The 20694-nt window shown below is 74.1% G+C and carries 19 protein-coding genes; 13 read left to right on the plus strand and 6 right to left on the minus strand.

Features of this window, described 5'->3' with window-relative positions; genetic code table 11:
* Positions 1 to 3 precede the first annotated feature (3 nt).
* The 5 genes from mshD to pstB all read left to right on the plus strand — a co-directional run bounded on the left by mshD (position 4) and on the right by pstB (position 5213).
* Positions 4 to 939: a mycothiol synthase gene (mshD, locus tag ACI79D_RS00490; protein WP_456916597.1), complete on the plus strand. Its 936-nt coding sequence runs from the start codon at positions 4 to 6 to the stop codon at positions 937 to 939.
* Between the two features lie 211 nt (positions 940 to 1150).
* Complete coding sequence (gene pstS, locus ACI79D_RS00495; protein WP_456916327.1) at positions 1151 to 2269, plus strand: phosphate ABC transporter substrate-binding protein PstS; 1119 nt, start codon at positions 1151 to 1153, stop codon at positions 2267 to 2269.
* A 108-nt stretch (positions 2270 to 2377) separates the two neighbouring features.
* The gene (pstC, locus tag ACI79D_RS00500) at positions 2378 to 3328 is read left to right on the plus strand and encodes a phosphate ABC transporter permease subunit PstC (protein WP_456916328.1); all 951 of its coding nucleotides are present in this window, start codon (positions 2378 to 2380) and stop codon (positions 3326 to 3328) included.
* Positions 3328 to 4407 (plus strand): phosphate ABC transporter permease PstA, encoded by a 1080-nt coding sequence (gene pstA, locus ACI79D_RS00505; RefSeq protein WP_456916329.1) that lies wholly within the window; start codon positions 3328 to 3330, stop codon positions 4405 to 4407. Before pstC ends, pstA begins: the two co-directional genes overlap by 1 nt.
* 26 nt (positions 4408 to 4433) lie before the next feature.
* Entirely contained in the window at positions 4434 to 5213 is a 780-nt protein-coding gene (pstB, locus tag ACI79D_RS00510; RefSeq protein ID WP_456916330.1) for a phosphate ABC transporter ATP-binding protein PstB, read from the plus strand.
* A gap of 59 nt (positions 5214 to 5272) precedes the next feature.
* On the opposite strand, the gene ACI79D_RS00515 is transcribed toward pstB, so the two are convergent.
* Entirely contained in the window at positions 5273 to 7450 is a 2178-nt protein-coding gene (locus ACI79D_RS00515; protein ID WP_456916331.1) for a LytR C-terminal domain-containing protein, read from the minus strand.
* Between the two features lie 184 nt (positions 7451 to 7634).
* On the opposite strand from ACI79D_RS00515, the gene ACI79D_RS00520 reads away from it, so the two are divergent.
* Entirely contained in the window at positions 7635 to 8768 is a 1134-nt protein-coding gene (locus ACI79D_RS00520) for a hypothetical protein (protein WP_456916332.1), read from the plus strand.
* A gap of 11 nt (positions 8769 to 8779) precedes the next feature.
* On the opposite strand, the gene ACI79D_RS00525 is transcribed toward ACI79D_RS00520, so the two are convergent.
* On the minus strand, positions 8780 to 9211 hold the full coding sequence (locus tag ACI79D_RS00525; protein WP_456916334.1) for a DUF2795 domain-containing protein: 432 nt from the start codon (positions 9209 to 9211) through the stop codon (positions 8780 to 8782).
* 25 nt (positions 9212 to 9236) lie between these two features.
* Complete coding sequence (locus ACI79D_RS00530; RefSeq protein WP_456916335.1) at positions 9237 to 9446, minus strand: DUF2945 domain-containing protein; 210 nt, start codon at positions 9444 to 9446, stop codon at positions 9237 to 9239.
* Positions 9447 to 9724: 278 nt separating this feature from the next.
* Between ACI79D_RS00530 and ACI79D_RS00535 the strand changes: the two genes are divergently transcribed.
* From ACI79D_RS00535 to ACI79D_RS00565, 7 genes are all read left to right on the plus strand, one after another.
* Complete coding sequence (locus ACI79D_RS00535; protein WP_456916336.1) at positions 9725 to 10522, plus strand: siderophore-interacting protein; 798 nt, start codon at positions 9725 to 9727, stop codon at positions 10520 to 10522.
* Positions 10523 to 10622: 100 nt separating this feature from the next.
* On the plus strand, positions 10623 to 11345 hold the full coding sequence (locus ACI79D_RS00540; RefSeq protein WP_456916337.1) for a response regulator transcription factor: 723 nt from the start codon (positions 10623 to 10625) through the stop codon (positions 11343 to 11345).
* On the plus strand, positions 11342 to 12910 hold the full coding sequence (locus ACI79D_RS00545) for a sensor histidine kinase (protein ID WP_456916338.1): 1569 nt from the start codon (positions 11342 to 11344) through the stop codon (positions 12908 to 12910). Before ACI79D_RS00540 ends, ACI79D_RS00545 begins: the two co-directional genes overlap by 4 nt.
* 20 nt (positions 12911 to 12930) lie before the next feature.
* Positions 12931 to 13644: a PaaI family thioesterase gene (locus tag ACI79D_RS00550; RefSeq protein WP_456916340.1), complete on the plus strand. Its 714-nt coding sequence runs from the start codon at positions 12931 to 12933 to the stop codon at positions 13642 to 13644.
* Positions 13641 to 14387, plus strand: a complete 747-nt coding sequence (locus ACI79D_RS00555) for an inositol monophosphatase family protein (protein WP_456916341.1) — start codon at positions 13641 to 13643, stop codon at positions 14385 to 14387. The genes ACI79D_RS00550 and ACI79D_RS00555 overlap by 4 nt, the downstream gene beginning before the upstream one ends.
* Positions 14388 to 14483: 96 nt before the next feature.
* A complete protein-coding gene (gene cysD, locus ACI79D_RS00560; protein WP_456916342.1) occupies positions 14484 to 15392 on the plus strand; it encodes a sulfate adenylyltransferase subunit CysD in 909 nt (302 codons plus the stop codon).
* Positions 15392 to 16735, plus strand: a complete 1344-nt coding sequence (locus ACI79D_RS00565) for a sulfate adenylyltransferase subunit 1 (protein WP_456916343.1) — start codon at positions 15392 to 15394, stop codon at positions 16733 to 16735. The genes cysD and ACI79D_RS00565 overlap by 1 nt, the downstream gene beginning before the upstream one ends.
* 240 nt (positions 16736 to 16975) lie before the next feature.
* Here ACI79D_RS00565 and ACI79D_RS00570 read toward each other — a convergent pair whose 3' ends face one another.
* The 3 genes from ACI79D_RS00570 to ACI79D_RS00580 are packed head-to-tail and all read right to left on the minus strand — an operon-like array spanning position 16976 to position 20588.
* Complete coding sequence (locus ACI79D_RS00570; protein WP_456916344.1) at positions 16976 to 17806, minus strand: FAD binding domain-containing protein; 831 nt, start codon at positions 17804 to 17806, stop codon at positions 16976 to 16978.
* Entirely contained in the window at positions 17803 to 18306 is a 504-nt protein-coding gene (locus ACI79D_RS00575; protein ID WP_456916345.1) for a (2Fe-2S)-binding protein, read from the minus strand. The genes ACI79D_RS00570 and ACI79D_RS00575 overlap by 4 nt, the downstream gene beginning before the upstream one ends.
* Positions 18303 to 20588, minus strand: coding sequence for a xanthine dehydrogenase family protein molybdopterin-binding subunit (locus ACI79D_RS00580; RefSeq protein ID WP_456916346.1), 2286 nt, complete (start codon positions 20586 to 20588; stop codon positions 18303 to 18305). The genes ACI79D_RS00575 and ACI79D_RS00580 overlap by 4 nt, the downstream gene beginning before the upstream one ends.
* Positions 20589 to 20694 lie beyond the last annotated feature (106 nt).

A 20694-nucleotide genomic window follows, 5' to 3' on the forward strand; every position in this document is an offset into this window, starting at 1 on the left:
CCCCTGTCCTCCTCCGCCGCCCGGGACGTCGCGCGCCTCGACCCGGCCGACGTCGCCGCGGTGCTCGCGCTGCTGCGCACCGCGACGGCGACCGACGGCGTCCGCCCGCTCTCCGAGGAGGCCGAGCTGCGGCTGCAGCACGGCGGTCCGGACGGCGGCCGGGACGTGCTGGTCGAGGGGTCGGACGGCACCCTGACCGGCTACGCGCGGTTCGAGGGCGGCGGCACCGGGGACGCCGAGGCCGAGCTGGTCGTCGCCCCGGCCGCCCGACGGCAGGGGGTCGGCCGCACCCTGCTGACCCGGCTCGAGGAGCTCGCCGGCGACCGCCCCCTCCGGGTGTGGGCGCACGGCGACCTGCCCGGGTCGGCCGAGCTGGCCGCGCGGCGTGGTTACACCCGGGCGCGCGTGCTGCTCCAGATGCGCCGCGACCTGGCCGGGGTCGACCCCGAGCCGCGCCGGCCCCTCCCCGAGGGCGTGACGGTACGACCCTTCCGGCCCGGCCGGGACGAGCAGGCCTGGCTGGCCGTCAACGCCCGCGCCTTCGCCACCCACCCCGAGCAGGGCAGCTGGACCCTCGCCGACCTGCAGCTGCGCGAGGCCGAGCCGTGGTTCGACCCGGCCGGCTTCTTCCTGGCCTGGCGCGGCGAACCGGACGGCGGCGGCACGCTGCTCGGCTCGCACTGGACCAAGGTGCACCCGCCCGGCGACGAGGGGCCGGAGGCGGTGGGCGAGGTCTACGTCCTCGGCATCGACCCCGCCGCCCAGGGCACCGGACTGGGCCGCGCCCTCACCGACATCGGGCTGGCGCACCTGCGCGCCCTCGGCCTGGGGCAGGTCCTGCTCTACGTCGAGGAGGACAACACCGCCGCGGTGACCCTCTACGAGCGCAGCGGCTTCACCCGGCACGCCGTCGACGTCTCGTGGCGGCGGGCCGTCTAGTACCGGACGATCGCGTCCGCAACGGGGCCACGGCCTCGTTCACCTGATGGCCGTGACCTGGTTCTCACCCGGTCGGGAAACGCTTCGCCGTCGTTCACCGGTCGTTCACCGAGTGACCCGGATGCGTCTACTTGGGCTGCCTAGCTTCGCCTTCGTTGGTTCTTCGCTGCCCGGCATCGAGGTCCGGGCACACCAGTCGAAAGGCACTGAGTTGAAGCTCAGCACCAGGTCGCGCGCCGTCGCTCTCTCCACGGCGCTGGCCGGCACCCTCGCGCTCACCGCGTGCGGCGCCTCCAACGAGCAGAACGCCGGAGGCGGCAGCGACAGCACCGGCGGCGCCGCGGCGGCGGAGCTCAGCGGCGACCTCGTCGGCGCCGGCGCCAGCAGCCAGCAGGCCGCGATGCAGGCCTGGCAGGCGGGGTTCAACTCGCAGCAGCCTGGCATCAACTTCAGCTACGACCCGGTGGGCTCCGGCGGTGGCCGTGAGCAGTTCATCGCCGGCGGCACCGACTTCGCCGGCTCGGACGCGGCCCTGGACGACGAGGAGCTCGCCTCCGCGCAGGAGCGTTGCGCCGGCGGCGAGGTCTTCGAGCTGCCCAACTACATCTCGCCGATCGCGGTCATCTACAACCTCGAGGGCGTCGACGAGCTCAACCTCTCGCCGGCCACTCTCGCCGGGATCTTCACCGGCGCCATCACGAACTGGAACGACCCGGCGATCGCCGCCGACAACCCCGACGCCACGCTGCCGGACCAGGCGATCACGCCCGTCCACCGCGCCGACGACTCGGGCACGACGGACAACTTCACCGACTACCTGTTCCAGACGGCCGGGGACGTGTGGACCTCGGAGCCCGACGGCGAGTGGCCGCTGCCCGGCGGTGAGGCCGCGAACGGCACCTCCGGCGTCGTGGCCGCCGTCCAGGCCGGCGCCGGCGCCATCGGCTACGCCGACGCCAGCCAGGCCGGCGAGCTCGGCATCGCGAACGTGGCCGTCGGCAGCGAGTTCGTCGCCCCGACCCCGGAGGCCGCCGCTGCGGTCGTCGAGAACTCCCCCGCCGTCGAGGGCCGCGGTCAGTACGACTTCGCCATCGAGGTCAACCGGCAGACCGAGGGCTCGGGCGAGTACCCGATCGTGCTGGTCAGCTACCACGTCGGCTGCATCCAGTACGACGACCAGGCGAAGGCCGACGCGGTCAAGGCCTTCATGGGGTACGTCATCAGCGAGGAGGGCCAGCAGGCCGCAGCCGAGTCCGCGGGCAGCGCCCCGATCTCGGACGCCCTGCGCGACCAGGCCCAGTCCGCTGTCGACGCGATCACCGCGGGCTGACCGACCCACCTGGACCGTGGCCCGGGGCGTCCTCCGACGCCCCGGGCCACACCCCCGCCCGGGAGCGGGCGGACCCGACACCGACCGAGACGAACCCACGGAGCAAGGGTGACCGCCACCAGGACCCCGTCCGAGCCCACGACCAAGCGGCCGGTACGCCGCCCTGGTGACCGGATCTTCGCCGCCAGCGCGACCGGTTCCGGCATCCTCATCCTGCTGGTCCTCGCCGGGGTCGCCGCCTTCCTGATCGCCGAGGCGCTCCCGGCGTTCACCGCCCCCGCCGAGGACATCCCCGGCGGCGAGGGCCTGGGCAGCTACATCGCGCCACTCCTCTTCGGCACGCTGATCGCCGCGGTGATCGCCCTGGTGGTGGCCACGCCCCTCGCCGTGGCGATCGCCCTGTTCATCACGTACTACGCGCCCCGACGCATCGCCCAGGGCCTCGGCTACGTCGTCGACCTGCTGGCCGCCATCCCCAGCGTCGTCTACGGCTTCTGGGGCATCGCCGCGCTGGCGCCGGCCCTGGTGCCCTTCTACGCCTGGGCCGCGGACAACCTGGGCTTCATCCCGCTCTTCGCCGGGCCCGCCTCCGCGACCGGCCGCACCATGCTCACCGCCGGGCTCGTGCTCGCGGTCATGATCCTGCCGATCATCTCGGCGATCTCCCGCGAGGTGTTCAGCCAGGCGCCGGCCCTGCACCGGGAGGCCGCCCTGGCCCTGGGCGCCACCCGCTGGGAGATGATCCGGATGGCGGTGCTGCCCTACGGCAAGTCCGGCGTCATCGGCGGCTCGATGCTGGGCCTCGGGCGCGCCCTCGGCGAGACGCTCGCCGTCGCCATCGTGCTCTCCGGGTCCGGCGGGATCACGTTCAACCTGATCTCCAGCAGCAACCCGTCCACGATCGCGGCCAACATCGCCCTGCAGTTCCCCGAGTCCACCGGCATCGCCATCAACACGCTGATCGCCAGTGGCCTGGCCCTGTTCGTGATCACCCTGGCGGTCAACATGTTCGCCCGCTGGATCGTCGAGCGGCGCGCCGACTTCTCCGGAGCCAACTGATGACCACCGACACCCGCTCCGCGCCCACGAGCCTCCCGCCCACCGAGGGGCCCGTGCGCCGCAGCCGGCAACTGCCCCGCTTTGCGGCGCTGGGGCTCTACGTCCTGGGCCTCGCCGTCGGCGCCGTCCTCTCGGCGCTCACCGGCTTCAGCATCGCCCTGACGGTCATCTACGGCGCCGCCCTGGGCACGCTGCTGGTCTGGCTGGTCTCCCGCCAGGTGGAGGGACGGCGCAAGGGGACCGACCGGCTGGTCACCGCCCTGGTGACCACGGCCTTCGCCATCGCGATGATCCCGCTGGTGTCCCTGGTGTGGACCGTGCTCGAGAACGGCCTCAAGCGATTCGACGCCGAGTTCTTCAACTCCTCGATGCTCGGGATCGTCGGTGAGGGCGGCGGCGCGTACCACGCCATCCTCGGCACCGTCATCATCACGCTGCTGACCGCCGTGATCTCCGTGCCGATCGGTCTACTGACCGCCATCTACCTCGTCGAGTACGGCACCGGCCGGCTCAAGCGGGCCATCACGTTCTTCGTCGACGTCATGACCGGCATCCCGTCGATCGTGGCCGGGCTGTTCGCCTACGCCCTCTTCGCGCTGTTCTTCGGTCCCGGCATCCGGCTGGGGGTCATGGGTGCCGTTGCGCTGTCGGTGCTCATGATCCCGGTCGTCGTCCGGTCCTCGGAGGAGGTCCTCAAGCTCGTCCCCAACGAGCTGCGCGAGGCCAGCTACGCGCTCGGCGTCCCGAAGTGGCGGACGGTCGTCAAGGTCGTGCTCCCCACGGCCATCGCCGGCCTGGGCACCGGCATCACCCTCGCCGTGGCCCGCGTGATCGGCGAGACCGCACCGCTCCTGGTGACGGTCGGCATCATCAACGGCACCAACCTCAACCCGTTCGACGGCCGCATGGCGACCCTGCCGGTGTTCGCCTACTACCAGCTGACCCAGCCCGGCTTCCCGCCGGAGTTCGCCATCGAGCGCGCGTGGACAGCGGCCCTGGTCCTCATCATCCTGGTGATGGCGCTCAACGTCGTCGCCCGCCTGATCACCCGATTCTTCGCCCCCAAGACCGGTCGCTGACCGGGTTCGTCCAGGAGGACACGCACGTGGCCAAGCGCATCGAGGTCTCCGACCTCAACATCTACTACGGCAACTTCCTCGCCGTGCAGGACGTCAACGTCTCCATCGAACCCCGGAACATCACCGCGCTGATCGGTCCCTCCGGCTGCGGGAAGTCGACCTTCCTGCGGTCGATCAACCGGATGCACGAGGTCATCCCGGGCGCCCGGGTCGAGGGCAAGGTCGTCATGGACGGCCAGGACCTCTACGGCGCCGACGTCGACCCGGTGAACGTGCGTCGGTCGATCGGCATGGTCTTCCAGCGGCCCAACCCGTTCCCGACGATGTCGATCTACGACAACGTCGTGGCCGGCAACCGGCTCAACAGCAAGCGCATGAAGAAGTCCGAGACCGACGACCTGGTCGAGAAGTCGCTGCGCGGCGCCAACCTCTGGAACGAGGTGAAGGACCGGCTGGACCGCCCGGGCTCGGGCCTGTCCGGTGGCCAGCAGCAGCGGCTGTGCATCGCCCGCGCGATCGCCGTCGAGCCCGAGGTCCTGCTGATGGACGAGCCCTGCTCGGCCCTGGACCCGATCTCCACGCTGGCGATCGAGGACCTGATGACGGAGCTCAAGGAGCGCTTCACCATCGTCATCGTCACGCACAACATGCAGCAGGCCGCGCGGGTGAGCTCCTACACGGGGTTCTTCAACCTCAACGGCGTGGGCCAGCCGGGCCGGCTCATCGAGTTCAACCCGACCGAGAAGATCTTCAGCAACCCGGACCAGAAGGCCACCGAGGACTACATCTCCGGCCGCTTCGGGTGAGCTGCCTGCGCTGACAGAGGGGGTCGCCGCGTTCTCCGCGGCGGCCCCCTCTCGCGTTCTCAGCAGGTGACCGGGGACTCGCTCGCGGCGGGTTCGGTGGCGGGCGCGGCGAGGGTGTCGTTGCTCGGCTGCGCCTCGGCGGCCTCCGGCTGCGGCGGCGCCGGGACCTCGACGGGGACGACGTTCGAGAAGCCGGGCCCCAGCACGAGCTGCACGCCGTCGCCGATGGTGTCGCTGGCCTGCAGCACCGACCCGGGGACGGCGGCCGCGACCGTGCGCGCCCGCTCCTCGGCACCGGGGCCGAACCGGATGAGGGTCTCGTTGACCGTGCCCGGCTCGTTGCCCACCTGGCCGACGCCGAAGCCCTGGGCCAGCAGCTGGTCGGCGACCGTGGCGGCCAGCCCGCTGGTACCGGTGCCGTTCAGCACGTCGACGGTGATCCCGGCGGGCGCCACCGTCAGCGGCTGCGGCGCCGGCGCAGCGTCGGGCTGCTCCCCCTCGGCGGTCGGCGCCGCGGACGCAACGGCCTCGGGCGCGGGCGCGGCCTCGGGGGCGTCGTCGGCCGCCTGCTGCGCGAGGACCTCCTCCGGCAGCCGTCCCTCGTCGATGACCTCGTCGAACAGCGAGCGGGTGCCGTCGGCGTCGAGCACCACCAGGGCCTGGTCGGTGCCCGCCGGGACGTACCCGACCTGGGACACCGGCAGGCCGGTGCGCTGCACCGCGTCGCCGGACAGGTCGCCCAGGGTGCCGGCCAGCGTGCGCAGGTCGCCGAGGGTGGTCCCCTCGTCGACGGTCAGGGCGTCGGACGCGCGGCTGAGGAACTGCGTGAGGGTCACCGGGTTGCCGAGGGTGCCCCACGACATCGCCGTCCGCAGGGTGGAGGTGAGCAGCACCTGGGCGCGCTCGGCCACCGCGGCCCCGGTGACGTCGGACCCGGCGTCCCCGGCGGTGAGGAAGCCGGTGGCCTGCTCGCCGGAGAGCTCGCTGGTGCCGGCCGTGAGCGGACGGGCCGAGGCGGCCACGGCGTCGGTCACCGTGGGCAGGCACAGGCCGACCCCACCGAGGGCGTCGACCATGCCGGGCAGGCGGGTGAGGTCGACGCCGAGGTAGTGGTCGATCCGCAGTCCGGTCACCTGCTGGACGGCGCGGACCATGCAGGCCGGCCCCCCGTCGAGCAGCGAGGAGGCGAACGCCTCGGTGGTCGGCTCGCGCAGCTCACCGTCGGTGCCGACGCAGGCGGGCGTGTCGACGAGGGCGGTCGGCGGGACGCTGACCAGGACCGCGCGCTGCTCGTCGGCGGTCACGTGCACGAGCAGGCTGGCGACGGCGGCCGGGCCCTCCGCACCGGGCAGGCCGGTGCCGGTGACCAGGTAGGTGGCCGCACCCTCCTGGAGACCCGGGGCGAGCACCTCCGGCCCCTGGGGGGCCAGCGCCGCCACCCGCTGGATGCTCTGGTCGACGTAGAAGTACAGGCCCAGGTGGTAGCCGACGACGACGCCCACGACGACCAGCAGGCCGAGCGCCGCGCGGATCAGCCGGCGCCGGCCGGGGCTGCGGGCCGCACGCCGGGCCGCCCGGCGCTCCCGCGGGCTCGGCGGGGCCAGCCGGGTCGCGCCCGCGAGGGGCACGTCACGGCCCGGGATGGGCGGCAGCGGGGCGATCGGCCGGGACGGCCGGTACCCGGGCGGCTGGTCTCCCAGCGGCGGGAACAGCGGCGTGGAGGCCCGCACGGGCGACGGCGGGACGGGAGGCAGGCCGCTGCGCGGCGGGGTCTCCGCGGCCGCCGCCGGCTCCGGAGCCCGGTCGGGTCGCGGGGTCTGGGCGGCCTCCGGGCCGGGCTGGCCGCTCCCCACGACACCCGCGGAGGCACCGGGCAGCGGCGGGAGGCCGCGCCGAACCGCGGGGGTCTGGTCCGAGGGGCCGGCTCCGTCGCGGGCAGGCCGGGCGTCCTCGTCGCGGGCGGGCCGGGCGTCCTCCGCGGGCACCGGCGGCAGGCCGCGCCGGTGCGGCGGGGGCTGCTCCCCGACGGCGAGCGGCAGCGGGATCTCACCGGTGCGGGCGGCACGCCGGCGGCCCACCTCACCGCCCTGCCGGGCGATCAGCTGCTCGACGGTGATCGGCTCGCGCGCCGGCCGGGCCGGGTCCGCCGCCGGTTCCTCGGGAGGACGCCGCCTGCCGAGGAGACGCCCGGGCGTCCGACCGTCCCCCGCGTCGTCGCGCGTCCGCTTGTCCCCCACGTGTGCCGACTTCCCATTCGTCGAGGTGTCGCCCTGGCCCGTGCCGTCTCTCCGCACGGGCGCAGGCGGCACTGCCCGCGCGCGGTCGCGGCAACTGTCCACGATACGGGCGGATCGCCGTCCTCCCCGCCGACGCGCGGAGATCGCCGCGCGGTACTCCCGACGCGGTCGTACCGTCCCCCGGGTGAGGCTGCCGTTGGTCCCGGGACCGTCCGACGTGATCTCCGCGGTGGAGGGCCTCCGCGACGGCGTCACCGAGGCACTGGCCCTCGTCCCCAGGATCGGGACGGTCGTGGGCCGTGTCGAGACGCTGCTGGACCGGGTCACCGGGGTGGTGGACCGCATCGAGGGGCTCCTCGACCGGGTCGACGGCGAGGTCACGGCGGTGGAGGGCACCCGCAGCCGGGCCGACGACCTCGTTCGCGCGGCCGGTCAGACCCAGCGCGCCGCCGACGAGGCCATCCGCGCCGTCGGCGGCACCCAGCAGCGGGCCGACGACGCCATCGCCGCCGTGGGCCGCACCCAGCAGAAGGCCGACGACGCCATCGCCGCCGTGGGCGCCACCCAGCAGAAGGCCGACGACGCCATCGCCGCCGTGGGCGCCACCCAGCAGAAGGCCGACGAGGCCATCCGCGCCGTCGGCGCCACGCAGCAGAAGGCCGACGACGCCATCGCCGCAGTGGGCGCCACCCAGCAGAAGGCCGACGACGCCATCGCCGCAGTGGGCGCCACCCAGCAGAAAGCCGACGACGCCATCACCGCCGTCGGCGCAACCCAGCAGAAGGCCGACGAGGCCATCGCCGCAGTGGGGGCGACGCAGGAGCGCGCCGACGCGGCGATCACGGCGGTGGAGGGCACCCAGCGACGGGCCGACGACGCCATCGGCGCGGTGGACGGCACCATCGCCCGGGCCGACGGCGCGGTCTCCGCGACCGAGGACCTGCTCGGCCGGGTCGACCCGCTGGTCGGCACGTACGAGGAACCCCTCCTGGCGCTCGCGCCGGCGGTGCGGCGGCTGGCCGCGAGCGTCGACCCGGCGGAGGTCGAGGCGGTCGTCACGTTCATCGACCGGCTGCCGCAGCTCATGCGGCACCTCGACGAGGACATCCTCCCGATCGTGGAGTCCCTCGGGAACGTGGGCACCGACGTCCACGACCTGCTCGACACGATGCAGGACCTGCGACACGTGGTGAAGGGGTTCCCCGGCTCACGGCTGTTCCGGCGCCGCGGAGCCGAGGAGGTCGCCGAGGACGAGGAGCGCGAGGCGGCCGAGCGGACCACCTCGGACGGTCAGGAGCCGGAGCGGACCGGCTCCTGACCGCCGGCCGATCAGGTCTCGGTGGGGTAGCCGAGGGCGCGGACGACGTCACCGATCCGCTCGTAGGTCTCGCCCTCGGGCAGCCGCCGGAGCTCGTCGACGACGGCGTCAGGAGCCCGGTGGTCCAGGGCTGCCTCCACCAGCGCCGGGCCGTCGCTCGGGAAGTCGGCCCGGTCGAGCCACCGGGCGAGCTCGGCGCGGCGGACGACCGCGTCGGCGTCCATGCCGACCGGGGTGCCGCCGACGAGCGTGCCCTGCGGGTCGGCGGTCAGGTCGGGGTCGCCCTCCGCGACCGGTTCGACCTCGCGCCACTCGTGGGCGCGGGTCGCCCGCTCGGCCCGGAGCATCCCCTGGGTCTCGTGCTCGAGCTCCTCGTCGAGCCGCGGGCTGTGCTTGGTGCTGCGTGCCGACACTCCGGCGAACTGGTCCCCGGTCTCGCTCACGGTCGTTCTCCTCCTCGTTGGCCTGTCACTTCTCGTGCAGCGCGCCGGGCTTGTGCACCGCCGTCCTGCCGCTCTTGTCGCTCTCGACCTCGTACTGGGGCTCCTCCGGACTGGCCTTCACCTTCCGCCCGGACGCCTCGGTCTCCTCGGTGATCTTGCGCTTGACGGTGCCCTCCGCCGTGCTGCCGTGGCTGTTCCAGGTGACGTGGTCACCCTTGCTGAACTCGTCTGCCATCCGTCGCTCCCGGCGCTCGTCGCTGTCCCCCTGCCCCTGCCCCCACGGCGCCCGGGGCACACATCACCCGTTCGGAACGTCGCATCACCCGTGCGGGCAGTGGCAAACGACGAGCGGTCACGTAGCGTTGCCGTCGACGGAGAACGCTCCCCCATCGGTGCAGTTCGGGCAGGGGGCAGCGACTACCCACGGTCACGTGGGCCGTCCTCGATCGCCGGCCCGGTCGACTCCATTCCCCCGGGGTCGGCCGGGTCGGCCCGTTCTAGGCTGGGCCCGAGATGACCGCCAGCACCCCCGCTCCGACCGCGCCCGGCCCGGCCCGCCCGGTCGACGTCCTCACCGTCGTCTCGGTCAGCGACGTCACCCCCTCGGTGCGCCGGGTGCTGCTGTCGGGCACGCCGGCGGCGGTCGCCGCGGCCGGACCGACCATCTCCCTGCTGGTGCCGCGGGTGGGCGACCCCGACCCGCGCTGGCCCGCGGTCGCCCGGGACGGCCGGATCGTCTGGCCCGCCGGCTCGCACGGGGTGAGCCTGCGCAGCTACACCGCCCGCCGGCAGGACGTGGAGCGCGGCGAGGTGGAGATCGACTTCGTGCTGCACGGGGACGGCCCGGCGGCGGCCTGGGCGGCGGCCGCGGCCCCCGGCGCGTCGGTCGCCGTCGCCGGTGGCGGGCCGCTGGGCGAGCGGCCGGCCGGGTGGCTGCTGGTGGCCGGGGACGAGACCGCGCTGCCGGCGATCACCCGGATCCTCGCCGAGGCCGCACCGTCGACCCGCGGGCTCGCCCTGGTGGAGGTCGCCGACGCCGCGGAGGAGCAGCCGCTGCCCGCGCCGGACGGCGTGGAGGTGCGCTGGTTGCACCGCGGCGGCACGCCGCCGGGGGAGAGCACGGTGATCGCCGACGCCCTCGCGGGGACGGACCGGCCGGAGGGGGACGACGTCTTCGCCTGGGTGGCGGCCGAGTCCGGCGTCGTCCGCACCGTCCGGGCCGACCTGCGCGGCCGCTGGGGCCTGGGGCGGGCGCAGCACCACGCCATCGGCTACTGGCGGCGCGGGCGCGCCATGTCCCCCACCGCCTGACCGGCGTCCAGACTCCTCACAGGTGCCGCCCAGGGGAGACCAAGCACCCGGCTCCACCCTGGGGACCATGACGACGGCTGCACGTTCGACGGGAGGTGCTGTGACCAGCACCGGCAGGAGCTCGGCACCGGAGGCGCGCCTCCTCGTGGTGGACGACGAGCCCAACATCCGCGAGCTGCTGTCCGCCAGCCTCCGCTTCGCCGGGTTCGAGGTGGCCACCGCCGCCGACGGGCAGCAGGCGCTGGCCATGGCGGCGTCCTTCCGCCCCGACCTGCTCGTGCTCGACGTCATGATGCCGGGGCTGGACGGGTTCGGCGTCGTGCGCCGCCTGCGGGAGAGCGGCCGGCACACCCCGGTGCTGTTCCTCACCGCCCGCGACGCCAACGAGGACAAGGTCTCCGGCCTCACCCTGGGCGGCGACGACTACGTGACCAAGCCGTTCAGCCTCGACGAGGTGCTGGCCCGGATCCGGGCGGTGCTGCGCCGCAGCGCCGGCCAGCAGCGCGCCGCGGAGACCCCGCGGCTGTCCTTCGCCGACATCGAGCTCGACGAGGAGTCGCACGAGGTGATCAAGGCCGGCCAGGTGGTCAGCCTGTCGCCCACCGAGTTCAAGCTGCTGCGCTACCTGATGGCCAACGCCGGGCGCGTGCTGTCGAAGGCGCAGATCCTGGACCACGTCTGGAACTACGACTTCAACGGCGAGGCCAACGTGGTGGAGTCCTACATCTCCTACCTGCGCCGCAAGGTCGACACGACCGAGCCGCGGCTGCTGCACACCATCCGGGGCGTGGGGTACACGCTGCGGCTCCCCCGCGGTTCGTGAGCGGACAGGGGCCCGCCCCGGCGCGAGGAGGCGCCCGCATCCCGCTGCGGATCCTCCTCGTCGCCCTCCTCGTCGCGCTGGTCACGGTGGCCCTGGCCGCCACCGGGCTGGCCGCGACGTCACTGCTGCGCGGCTACCTCACCGGGCAGCAGGACGCCCAGCTGCGGCTGAGCGCCGAGAGCGTCGCCCGCGACCCCTGGCGGGTGCTCGACCAGTGCACCGAGGGCGGTCCCGGCTACCCGTCGCCGGACTACCTGGGCTGCCTGCCGCCGGACGAGGACCACCTCGTCCTCGTGCTCGGCCCGGTCAACGACCCGGGGCGGCGGCCCGACCTCGACGTCCTGTCCCACAAGGTCGACGACGACGGCCCGGAGGAGGACGACGGCCCCGGGGAGGCGCGGATGTTCACCGTGCCCGCCCAGGACGACCACACGGCCTGGCGGATCGCCGCCGTGGACCTCCCCGAGGGCTGGACCGCGCTCGTCGGCTCGGACCTGGCCGGCGACGAGCGGGTGATCGGCCGGCTGGTCCGGATCCAGGTCGTCGTCGGGCTCATCGTGCTGGTCCTGCTCGGGACGGCCGGCTACCTGCTGGTCCGCAACAGCCTCCGGCCGCTGGCCGAGGTGGAGCGGACGGCGCGGGCGATCGCCGCCGGGGACCTGTCCCAGCGGGTCCCCGAGGGCGACGACCGGACCGAGGTGGGCCGGCTGACCACCGCGCTCAACGGCATGCTCAGCCGGATCGAGCGGGCCTTCCGCGCCCAGCAGGCCTCCGAGGAGCAGGCCCGGGCGTCGGAGACCCGGATGCGCCGCTTCGTCGCCGACGCCAGCCACGAGCTGCGCACGCCGCTCACCTCCATCCGCGGGTTCGCCGAGCTGTACCGGCAGGGCGCGGTGGGCACGCCGGAGGAGACCGCCCGGCTGATGCAGCGGATCGAGTCCGAGGGCGCCCGGATGGGGGTCCTCGTGGAGGACCTGCTGCAGCTGGCCCGCCTCGACCAGCAGCGCCCGCTGTCCATCGCGCCGGTCGACCTCGCCGAGGTGGCCGGGGACGCGGTGCACGACGCGCGCGCCGTCCAGCCGGAGCGGTCGATCACCCTGCACGTGGACGAGGGGCTCAGCGAGCTGCCCGTCGTGCTCGGCGACGAGGCCCGGCTGCGCCAGGTGGTCGGGAACCTGGTCACCAACGCGCTGGTCCACACGCCGCCGACCGCGCCGGTCATCGTCAGCATCTCCGACGAGTCCGCGGACGGCGAGGACGGCGGGACCGTCGTCATCCGGGTGGCGGACGAGGGCCCGGGCATGGCCCCCGAGGACGCCACGCGCGTGTTCGAGCGGTTCTACCGCGCCGACCCCTCGCGGGCCCGGACGGCGGGCGGCACCGGCCTCGGGCTGGCGATCGTCTCGGCGCTCGTGGCCGCCCACGGCGGCACCGTGCACCTGGACACCGCCCCGGGCCGGGGCGCCGCCTTCACCGTGCGGCTGCCGCGCTCGGGGCCGGCCGGACCGGCCGGCGGTCCCGGCGGCGACGTCCCGGCCGCGGGGTGGGGGCCCGCGCCGCAGTAGCGGCTCGTTACCGTCCGCCCGTGGACTCCGACGCGGGCGGCCAGCCCTACGACGCCGACCTGATGGCGGCGGTGACCGAGCTCGGCAGCGTGCTGCGCGAGCTGGTGGACGCCTCGGTGCGCAGCACGGTGCCCGCCGCCGACCTGCGCGCCGCGGCCGCCGAGGCCCGCGCCACCGCCGCCCGCCTGGCGGCGGCCCAGCGCCCGCCGACGCAGCTGCCGGCGCTCGACGACCCGCTGGTCTTCCGGCGCGTCTACAACCCGGTGAGCGGCGTGGGCAGCGCGCTGGCCCCGCCGCTGCGGATCCGCCGCACCGACGACGGCGTGGTCGCCGAGGCGACGCTGGGCATGGCCTACGAGGGGCCGCCCGGCTACGTGCACGGTGGGATGAGCAGCATGCTCATGGACCAGCTGCTCGGCTCCGCCGCCATCGCCGCGGGGATGTGGGGCATGACGGTGCGGCTGGAGGTCGACTACCGGCGTCCGGTGCCGCTCTCTACTCCCCTGGTCCTGCGGGCCCGGGTGGCGGAGGCGGCCGGCCGCAAGTGCGTCGTCACCGGCACCATCGCCACCGCCGAGGCGCCCGACCGGGGGCTCGTGGCGGCCTCCGGGATCTTCGTCATGCCCCGCGAGGAGCTGCACGCCGACTACTTCGGTGCGATCACCGACGCCTCCGGCCGGCACGCCCCGCCCGGGCGGCCGACGGACGCCACGGCGCTGGCGGACCGGGCATGAGCGACGTCGAGGTGGCGGCCGCGGCCGCCCGCGCCGCGGCGGCGGTCCTGCTGGAGCTGCGCGAGGAGGGACGGCTCACCGGCCGCGCGCTCGGCGACGCCGGCGACGCCGCCGCCCAGGCCGCGATCACCGGCCTGCTCGCCGACCGGCGCCCGGACGACGTCGTCTTCAGCGAGGAGGCGGTCGACGACCACCGGCGGCTGTCGGCCGACCGGGTGTGGATCGTCGACCCGCTCGACGGGACCCGCGAGTACGGCGAGGGCCGGCCGGACTGGGCGGTGCACGTCGCCCTGTGGGCCGGCGGTGACCTGGCTGCCGCCGCGGTCGCCCTGCCCGGGCTCGACGAGGTCCTGGTGACCGAGCCGGCACCGGCACCGCCCGTCGCCCGGGACGGCCGGCTGCGCATCGCGGTGAGCCGCACCCGCCCGCCGCAGGAGGCCGACCTCGCCGCGGCCGCCCTCGACGCCGAGGTCGTGCCGATGGGGTCGGCCGGGTACAAGGTGACCGCCGTCGTCCGCGGCGAGGTGGACGCCTACGTGCACGCCGGCGGGATGTACCAGTGGGACTCGGCCGCGCCGGTCGCCGTCGCCCGCGCCGCGGGGCTGACCGCCGTCCGGCTGGACGGCTCGCCGCTGCGCTACAACGGGCCCGACCCCTACCTCCCCGACCTGGTGGTCTGCCGCCCGGAACTCGCCGACCGGCTCCTGACGGCGGTGCGAGCGGGGTCACAGCCGCCGCGGTGAGCCCATGACGGACACTGGTGGGCGGGAATCTCCCCCGAACCGGTGCGGTTGGTGCTGGTTCGAGTTCTGTCCCCGACGCCCCCGGAGTCCTTCCGCGTGACCACTCCCGACTACCGGCTCTCCCAACTGGAGACGCTGGAGGCCGAGTCCATCCACGTGATCCGTGAGGTGGCCGCCGAGCTCGAGCGGCCGGTGCTGCTGTTCTCCGGCGGCAAGGACTCGATCGTGATGCTCGAGCTGGCGCGCAAGGCGTTCGCGCCGGCCCGCATCCCGTTCCCGGTGATGCACGTCGACACCGGCCTGAACTTCCCCGACGTGCTGGAGTTCCGCGACAAGCGGGTCGCCGAGCTCGGCGTGCAGCTGATCGTCGCCTCGGTCCCCGACGCGATGGCCAAGGGCCTGGTCAAGGAGGAGCCCAACGGCTCGCGCAACCGGATCCAGACTCCGGTGCTGCTCGACGCGGTGGAGGAGCACGGCTTCACGGCGCTGTTCGGCGGCGCCCGCCGCGACGAGGACAAGGCCCGCGCCAAGGAGCGGGTGTTCTCCTTCCGCGACGAGTTCGGCCAGTGGGACCCGAAGAACCAGCGCCCCGAGCTGTGGGACCTCTACAACGGCCGGATCCACCTCGGCGAGTCGATCCGCGTCTTCCCTCTGTCGAACTGGACCGAGCTCGACATCTGGCAGTACATCGCCCGCGAGCAGATCGCCATCCCGCCGCTGTACCTCGCGCAGGAGCGGGAGGTCGTCGAGCGGCAGGGGATGCTCTACGCGGTCAACGAGTTCATCCGCCCGAAGGACGGCGAGCAGCCGTTCCGGGCGACGGTCCGCTACCGCACGGTCGGCGACGCCAACCTCACCGCCGCGGTGCGGTCGGAGGCCACGACCGTCGAGGAGGTCATCGCCGAGATCGCGGTGACCCGGATGACCGAGCGGGGCGCGACCCGCGGTGACGACAAGGTCAGCGACGCCGCCATGGAGGACCGGAAGAAGGAGGGCTACTTCTGATGGCTCCCGTTGACGAGAACACCGTGCCCCTCGACGCGGACGGCGCCGTCGACGTCCACTCGGCCCTCGCCGAGCACGCCGTCGAACTCGCGACATCCCGCAAGGACATCCTGCGCATCGCCACCGCCGGCTCGGTGGACGACGGCAAGAGCACGCTGATCGGCCGGCTGCTGTTCGACAGCAAGGCGATCTTCGAGGACCAGTACGAGGCGGTCGCCCGCGCCAGCAAGGGCGACTTCGTCGACCTCGCGTTGCTCACCGACGGCCTGCGCGCCGAGCGCGAGCAGGGCATCACCATCGACGTCGCCTACCGCTACTTCGCCACGCCGCGGCGGACGTTCATCCTGGCCGACACCCCGGGCCACGTGCAGTACACCCGGAACATGGTCACCGGCGCCTCGACCGCCGACCTGGCCATCGTGCTCGTCGACGCCCGCAAGGGCATGCTCGAGCAGAGCCGCCGGCACGCGTTCCTCGCCTCGCTGCTGCGGGTGCCGCACCTCGTGGTCGCGGTCAACAAGATGGACCTCGTCGGCTGGTCGCAGGAGGCCTTCGACGCCATCGCCGACGAGTTCAGCGCCTTCGCGGCCAAGCTGAGCGTGCCCGACCTGACCGTCATCCCGATCTCCGCCCTGCACGGCGACAACGTGGTGACGCACTCCCCCAACACCCCGTGGTACGAGGGGCCGACGCTGATCCACCACCTCGAGCACGTGCACGTGGCCAGCGACCGCAACCTCACCGACGCCCGCTTCCCGGTGCAGTACGTGATCCGGCCGCAGTCCGACGCGCACCACGACTACCGCGGCTACGCCGGCACGGTGGCCAGCGGCGTACTCCGCCCGGGCGACGAGGTGCAGGTGCTGCCCAGCGGCCTGACGACGACGATCGCGGCCATCGACGGCCCCCGCGGCCCGGTGGACGAGGCCTTCCCGCCCATGGCGGTGACCGTGCGGCTGGCCGACGACCTCGACGTCTCCCGCGGCGACCTCATCTGCCGGACGGAGAACTCCCCGACCGCCACGCAGGACCTCGACGCGCTGGTCTGCTGGATGGCCGACGAGCCGCTGCGCCCCCGCCAGCGGATCGCGGTCAAGCACACCACCCGCACGGTCCGCGCGATGGTCAAGGACCTCGCCTACCGGCTGGACGTCAACACGCTGCACCGCGACACCGACGCGACCGAGCTGGGGCTCAACGACATCGGCCGGGTGCGGCTGCGGGCCACCCAGCCGCTGTTCGTCGACGACTACACCCGCAACCGGGTCACCGGCCGGTTCATCCTGGTCGACGAGGCCACGAACGCCACCGTCGGCGCCGGGATGCTCACCCCCGCCGGCTGAGCGGAGGCACGCAGCGGGGCCGGGCTCGGGGCGCCCCAGCGGGCGGGGCTCGGGCGCACTGCCGGCCTACTCGGGCGCATTGCCGGTGTTCCTCGTGCGGTGCGGGTCCTGCAGGACCGGCACCGCACGAGGAACGCCCGCAAGGCGGACGCGGGACGGCCGCCGCCTCGACGACACGACGACGCCGCCGGGAGCACCGAGCTCCCGGCGGCGTCGTGGCCCCCGGGTGGGGGCCCTCGTTCAGGCGGCGGCTGCGGGAGCCCCGGCCGCCTTCTCCAGCGCCCGCCGGGTGAGCAGCCGGGCGAGGTGCCGGCGGTACTCCTGGTCGGCGTGCATGTCCGCGCCCGGCGAGGTGCCCTCGTCGGCCAGGGCCGCCGCCTCCTCGATGGAGGCGCCCCGCGCGAGAGCCTCCTCCGTCGCGGTGGCCCGAACGACGGTCCCGGCCATGTTCGCCAGCGCCACCCGGCCGTCCACTGCGGCGGCGGCGACGATCGGCCAGTCGTTGGCCCGGCGGGTGAACTTCTCGTAGGCCCAGCCGGCCGACCCGGTGCGCGGCACGCGGATCTCGACGATCACCTCGTCCTCGGACAGCGCCGTCTCGAAGAAGCCCAGCCAGAACTCGGTCAGCGGGATGCTCCGGCGCCCGTCGGGACCCTGCACGACCACGGTGCCGCCCAGCGCCAGCAGCGCCGTGGGCAGGTCCGACGCCGGGTCGCTGTGCGCGACCGTGCCGCCGATCGTGCCGCGGTGGCGCACCTGCGGGTCGCCGACCTGGCTGGCGACGTAGGGCAGGAGCGGCACCTCGGCCTTCGCGACCTCGTCCTTCTCCAGCTCGTGGTGCCGGGTGCCCGCGCCGATGGCCACCTCGTCGCCGTCGACGCGGACGTAGGACAGCCCGGGGATCCGGCTGATGTCGACGACCACCGCGGGCATGGCCAGCCGGAGCTTCATGATCGGCAGCAGCGAGTGCCCACCGGCCATGATCTTGGCGTCGTCCCCGTGCTCGACGAGGGCGGCGATGGCCTCCTCGACCGACGCCGGGCGCACGTACTCGAACGGCCCAGGGATCATCGCGCCACCTCCTGGTTCTGCGGCACCTGACCGGCGGCGGGGCCGGCCTGGGCCGCGGCCTGCACCGCGCGGACGATGTTGTGGTAGCCGGTGCAGCGGCAGAGGTTGCCCTCCAGCCCCTCCCGGACCTCCCGGTCGCTGGGGTCGGGGTTGTCGGCCAGGACGCCGATCGCGGCCATCACCATGCCGGGGGTGCAGAAGCCGCACTGCAGACCGTGCTCCTCGCGGAACGCCTTCTGCATCGGGTGCATCTCGCCGTCCGGCCCGGCCAGGCCCTCCAGCGTGGTCACCTGCGCGCCGTCGGTCTGCGCCGCCAGCACGGTGCACGACTTCACCGAGAGGCCGTCGACGATGACGGTGCACGCACCGCACGAGGTGGTGTCGCAGCCGATGTTCGTGGCCTTGAGCCCGCACACCTCACGCAGGTAGTGCGCCAGCAGCAGACGGGGCTCCACCTCGTCGGTGCGCTGCTGACCGTTGACGGTCATCGAGACCTTCATGCGTTGCTGCCTCCCTGCTGGGCCTGCTGGATGGCTCGCCACACCTTCATCGGGGTGGTGGGCATGTCGATGTGCCGGACGCCGAGGTGCGCGACGGCGTCGATGACGGCGTTGTGGACGGCGGGCGTGGACCCGATGGTCCCGGCCTCGCCGATGCCCTTGGCGCCCAGGGGGTTGATGGGCGTGGGCGTGGCCATGTCGACCAGCTCGAAGCTCGGCAGCTCGGTGGCCGAGACGAACGGGTAGTCGGCCAGCGTGGCGGTCTGCGGGTTGCCGTCGGCGTCGTAGAGGACCTCCTCCAGCAGCGCCTGCGCCACCCCCTGCGCGTACCCGCCGTGCCGCTGCCCCTCGGCGAGCAGGGGGTTGACGATGATGCCGGCGTCGTCGACGGCCACCAGCCGCTGCAGCTCGGCCTTGCCCGACTCGGTGTCGACCTCGACGACGGCCACGTGCGCGCCGAAGGGGAACGTCGGCGCCGCCGCCTCGAACCGGGTCTGCACGACCAGCGGCTCGTTCTCGGCGAGCTGGGCGAAGGTGATGCCCGAGCCCGGGGTGCCACGCACCGCCAGGCCCGCGGCGGACAGGTCGACCTCGAGGTCGGCCGGGTCGGCCTCCAGCTGCTCGGCGGCCCGCTGCTTGGCCAGCTCGATCAGCTCGGTGGCCGCCTGGTGCACCGCGGCCCCGCCCTGCTGGAGGCTGCGCGAGCCCATCGTGCCGCCGCCACGCGGGATCCGGTCGGTGTCCCCGTGCAGCACGGTGATCTTCTCGACCGGGATGCCCAGCTGGTCGCTGGCGAGCATCGCCCACGCGGTGGCGTGCCCCTGGCCGTGCGGGGAGGTGCCGGTCAGCACCGTCGCCGTCCCGTCCGGGTGCACCTCGAGCTCGGCGGACTCCCCTGCACCGAGGCCGGTGTCGGCCCCGGTGATCTCGACGTACGTCGACAGGCCGATGCCGAGCTGCTTGACCTCGCCCCGCTCGCGCCGGCGGGCCTGCTCGGCGCGCAGCTCCTCGTAGCCGGCCGCCTCCAGCGCCTTCTCCAGCGCCGCCACGTACTCGCCGGAGTCGTAGGTGGCGCCCGACGGGGTGGTGTGCGGCTCGGAGAAGGACGGGACGAGGTTCTTCCGGCGGACCTCGGCCGGGTCCATCCCGATCTCGGCGGCGAACACGTCGATGGCCCGCTCGACGGCGGCGGTCGCCTCGGGGCGGCCGGCGCCGCGGTAGGCACCGATCGAGGTGGCGTTGTTGACCAGCACCCGCGCCGAGGCGTGCACCTTCGGGAACGCGTAGGTGGCGGCGGCCATCAGCATGGTGAGGGTCGGCAGGATGACCCCGACCCGTGGGTAGGCGCCGGCCTCCTGGTCGACGTGGATGGCGTAGGCCTCGATGGTGCCGTCGCGGCGGCCCCCGATGGTGACCTGCTGGTCCTGGCCGCGGCCGTGCAGCATGCCGAGCATGTTCTCCGAGCGGTTCTCGGTCCAGCGCACCGGCCGCCCGGCCTTCTGCGCCAGCCAGGCGACGAAGGCGTACTCGGGGTCGGCACCGATCTTAGCGCCGAAGCCACCGCCGACGTCCGGGGTGCTCAGGTGCACCCGCTCCGGGTCCACGCCGAGCCAGCCGGCGATCTGCCCCTTGGCCTGCTGCGCGCCCTGGTTGGTGCACCAGATGGTGACCCGGCCGTCCTCGCCCCACGCCGCGGCGGCCGCGCGGGTCTCGAGCGGCACGGGCGCCACCCGCTGGTTCTTGACGGCCTGCCGGACGACGACCTCGCAGCCGTCGAAGAAGTCCTCCGGCGGCGGGCCGCCGAACTGGGCCGCGACGTTGGTCCCGGCCTCCTCGAACAGAAGCACCTCGTCGGCGGCGGCGTCGGCGGTGGTGACCACGGCAGGCAGCGGGTCGATGTCGACGGAGACGAGCTCCGCGGCGTCCTCGCCCTGGTAACGGTCCTCGGTGAGGACGACGGCGATGATGTCGCCGACGAAGCGGACCTTGTCCTTCGCCAGCCAGGGCCGCTCCATGGCCTCCGGGACCATCGGCAGGCCGGTCGGGATGGGGGCGAGGTCGGTGCAGTCCTCCGCCGTGTAGACGGCGGCGACGCCGGGCGCCTCACGGGCGGCGGACGCGTCGACGGACAGGATCCGCCCGTGCGCGACCTGGGAACGGACGAAGGTGGCGTGCAGCGCACCGGCGAGCCGGTCGTCGACCAGGTCGTCGGTGTAGATCGCACCACGCGTGAGGAACAGCGGGTCCTCCGTGCGGACCACGCGGGTACCGAGGATGCTCATGCGCTCACTTTCCGTCGGGCGAGAGACCGCGGTCACTATCTCCGCCCGGGCGGCCCTTCGCCAACCCCCTCCCATCCTGCGGGATCACCCTGCGGAGCCCGCGTGT

The sequence above is a fragment of the Geodermatophilus sp. SYSU D00708 genome (assembly GCF_054050115.1).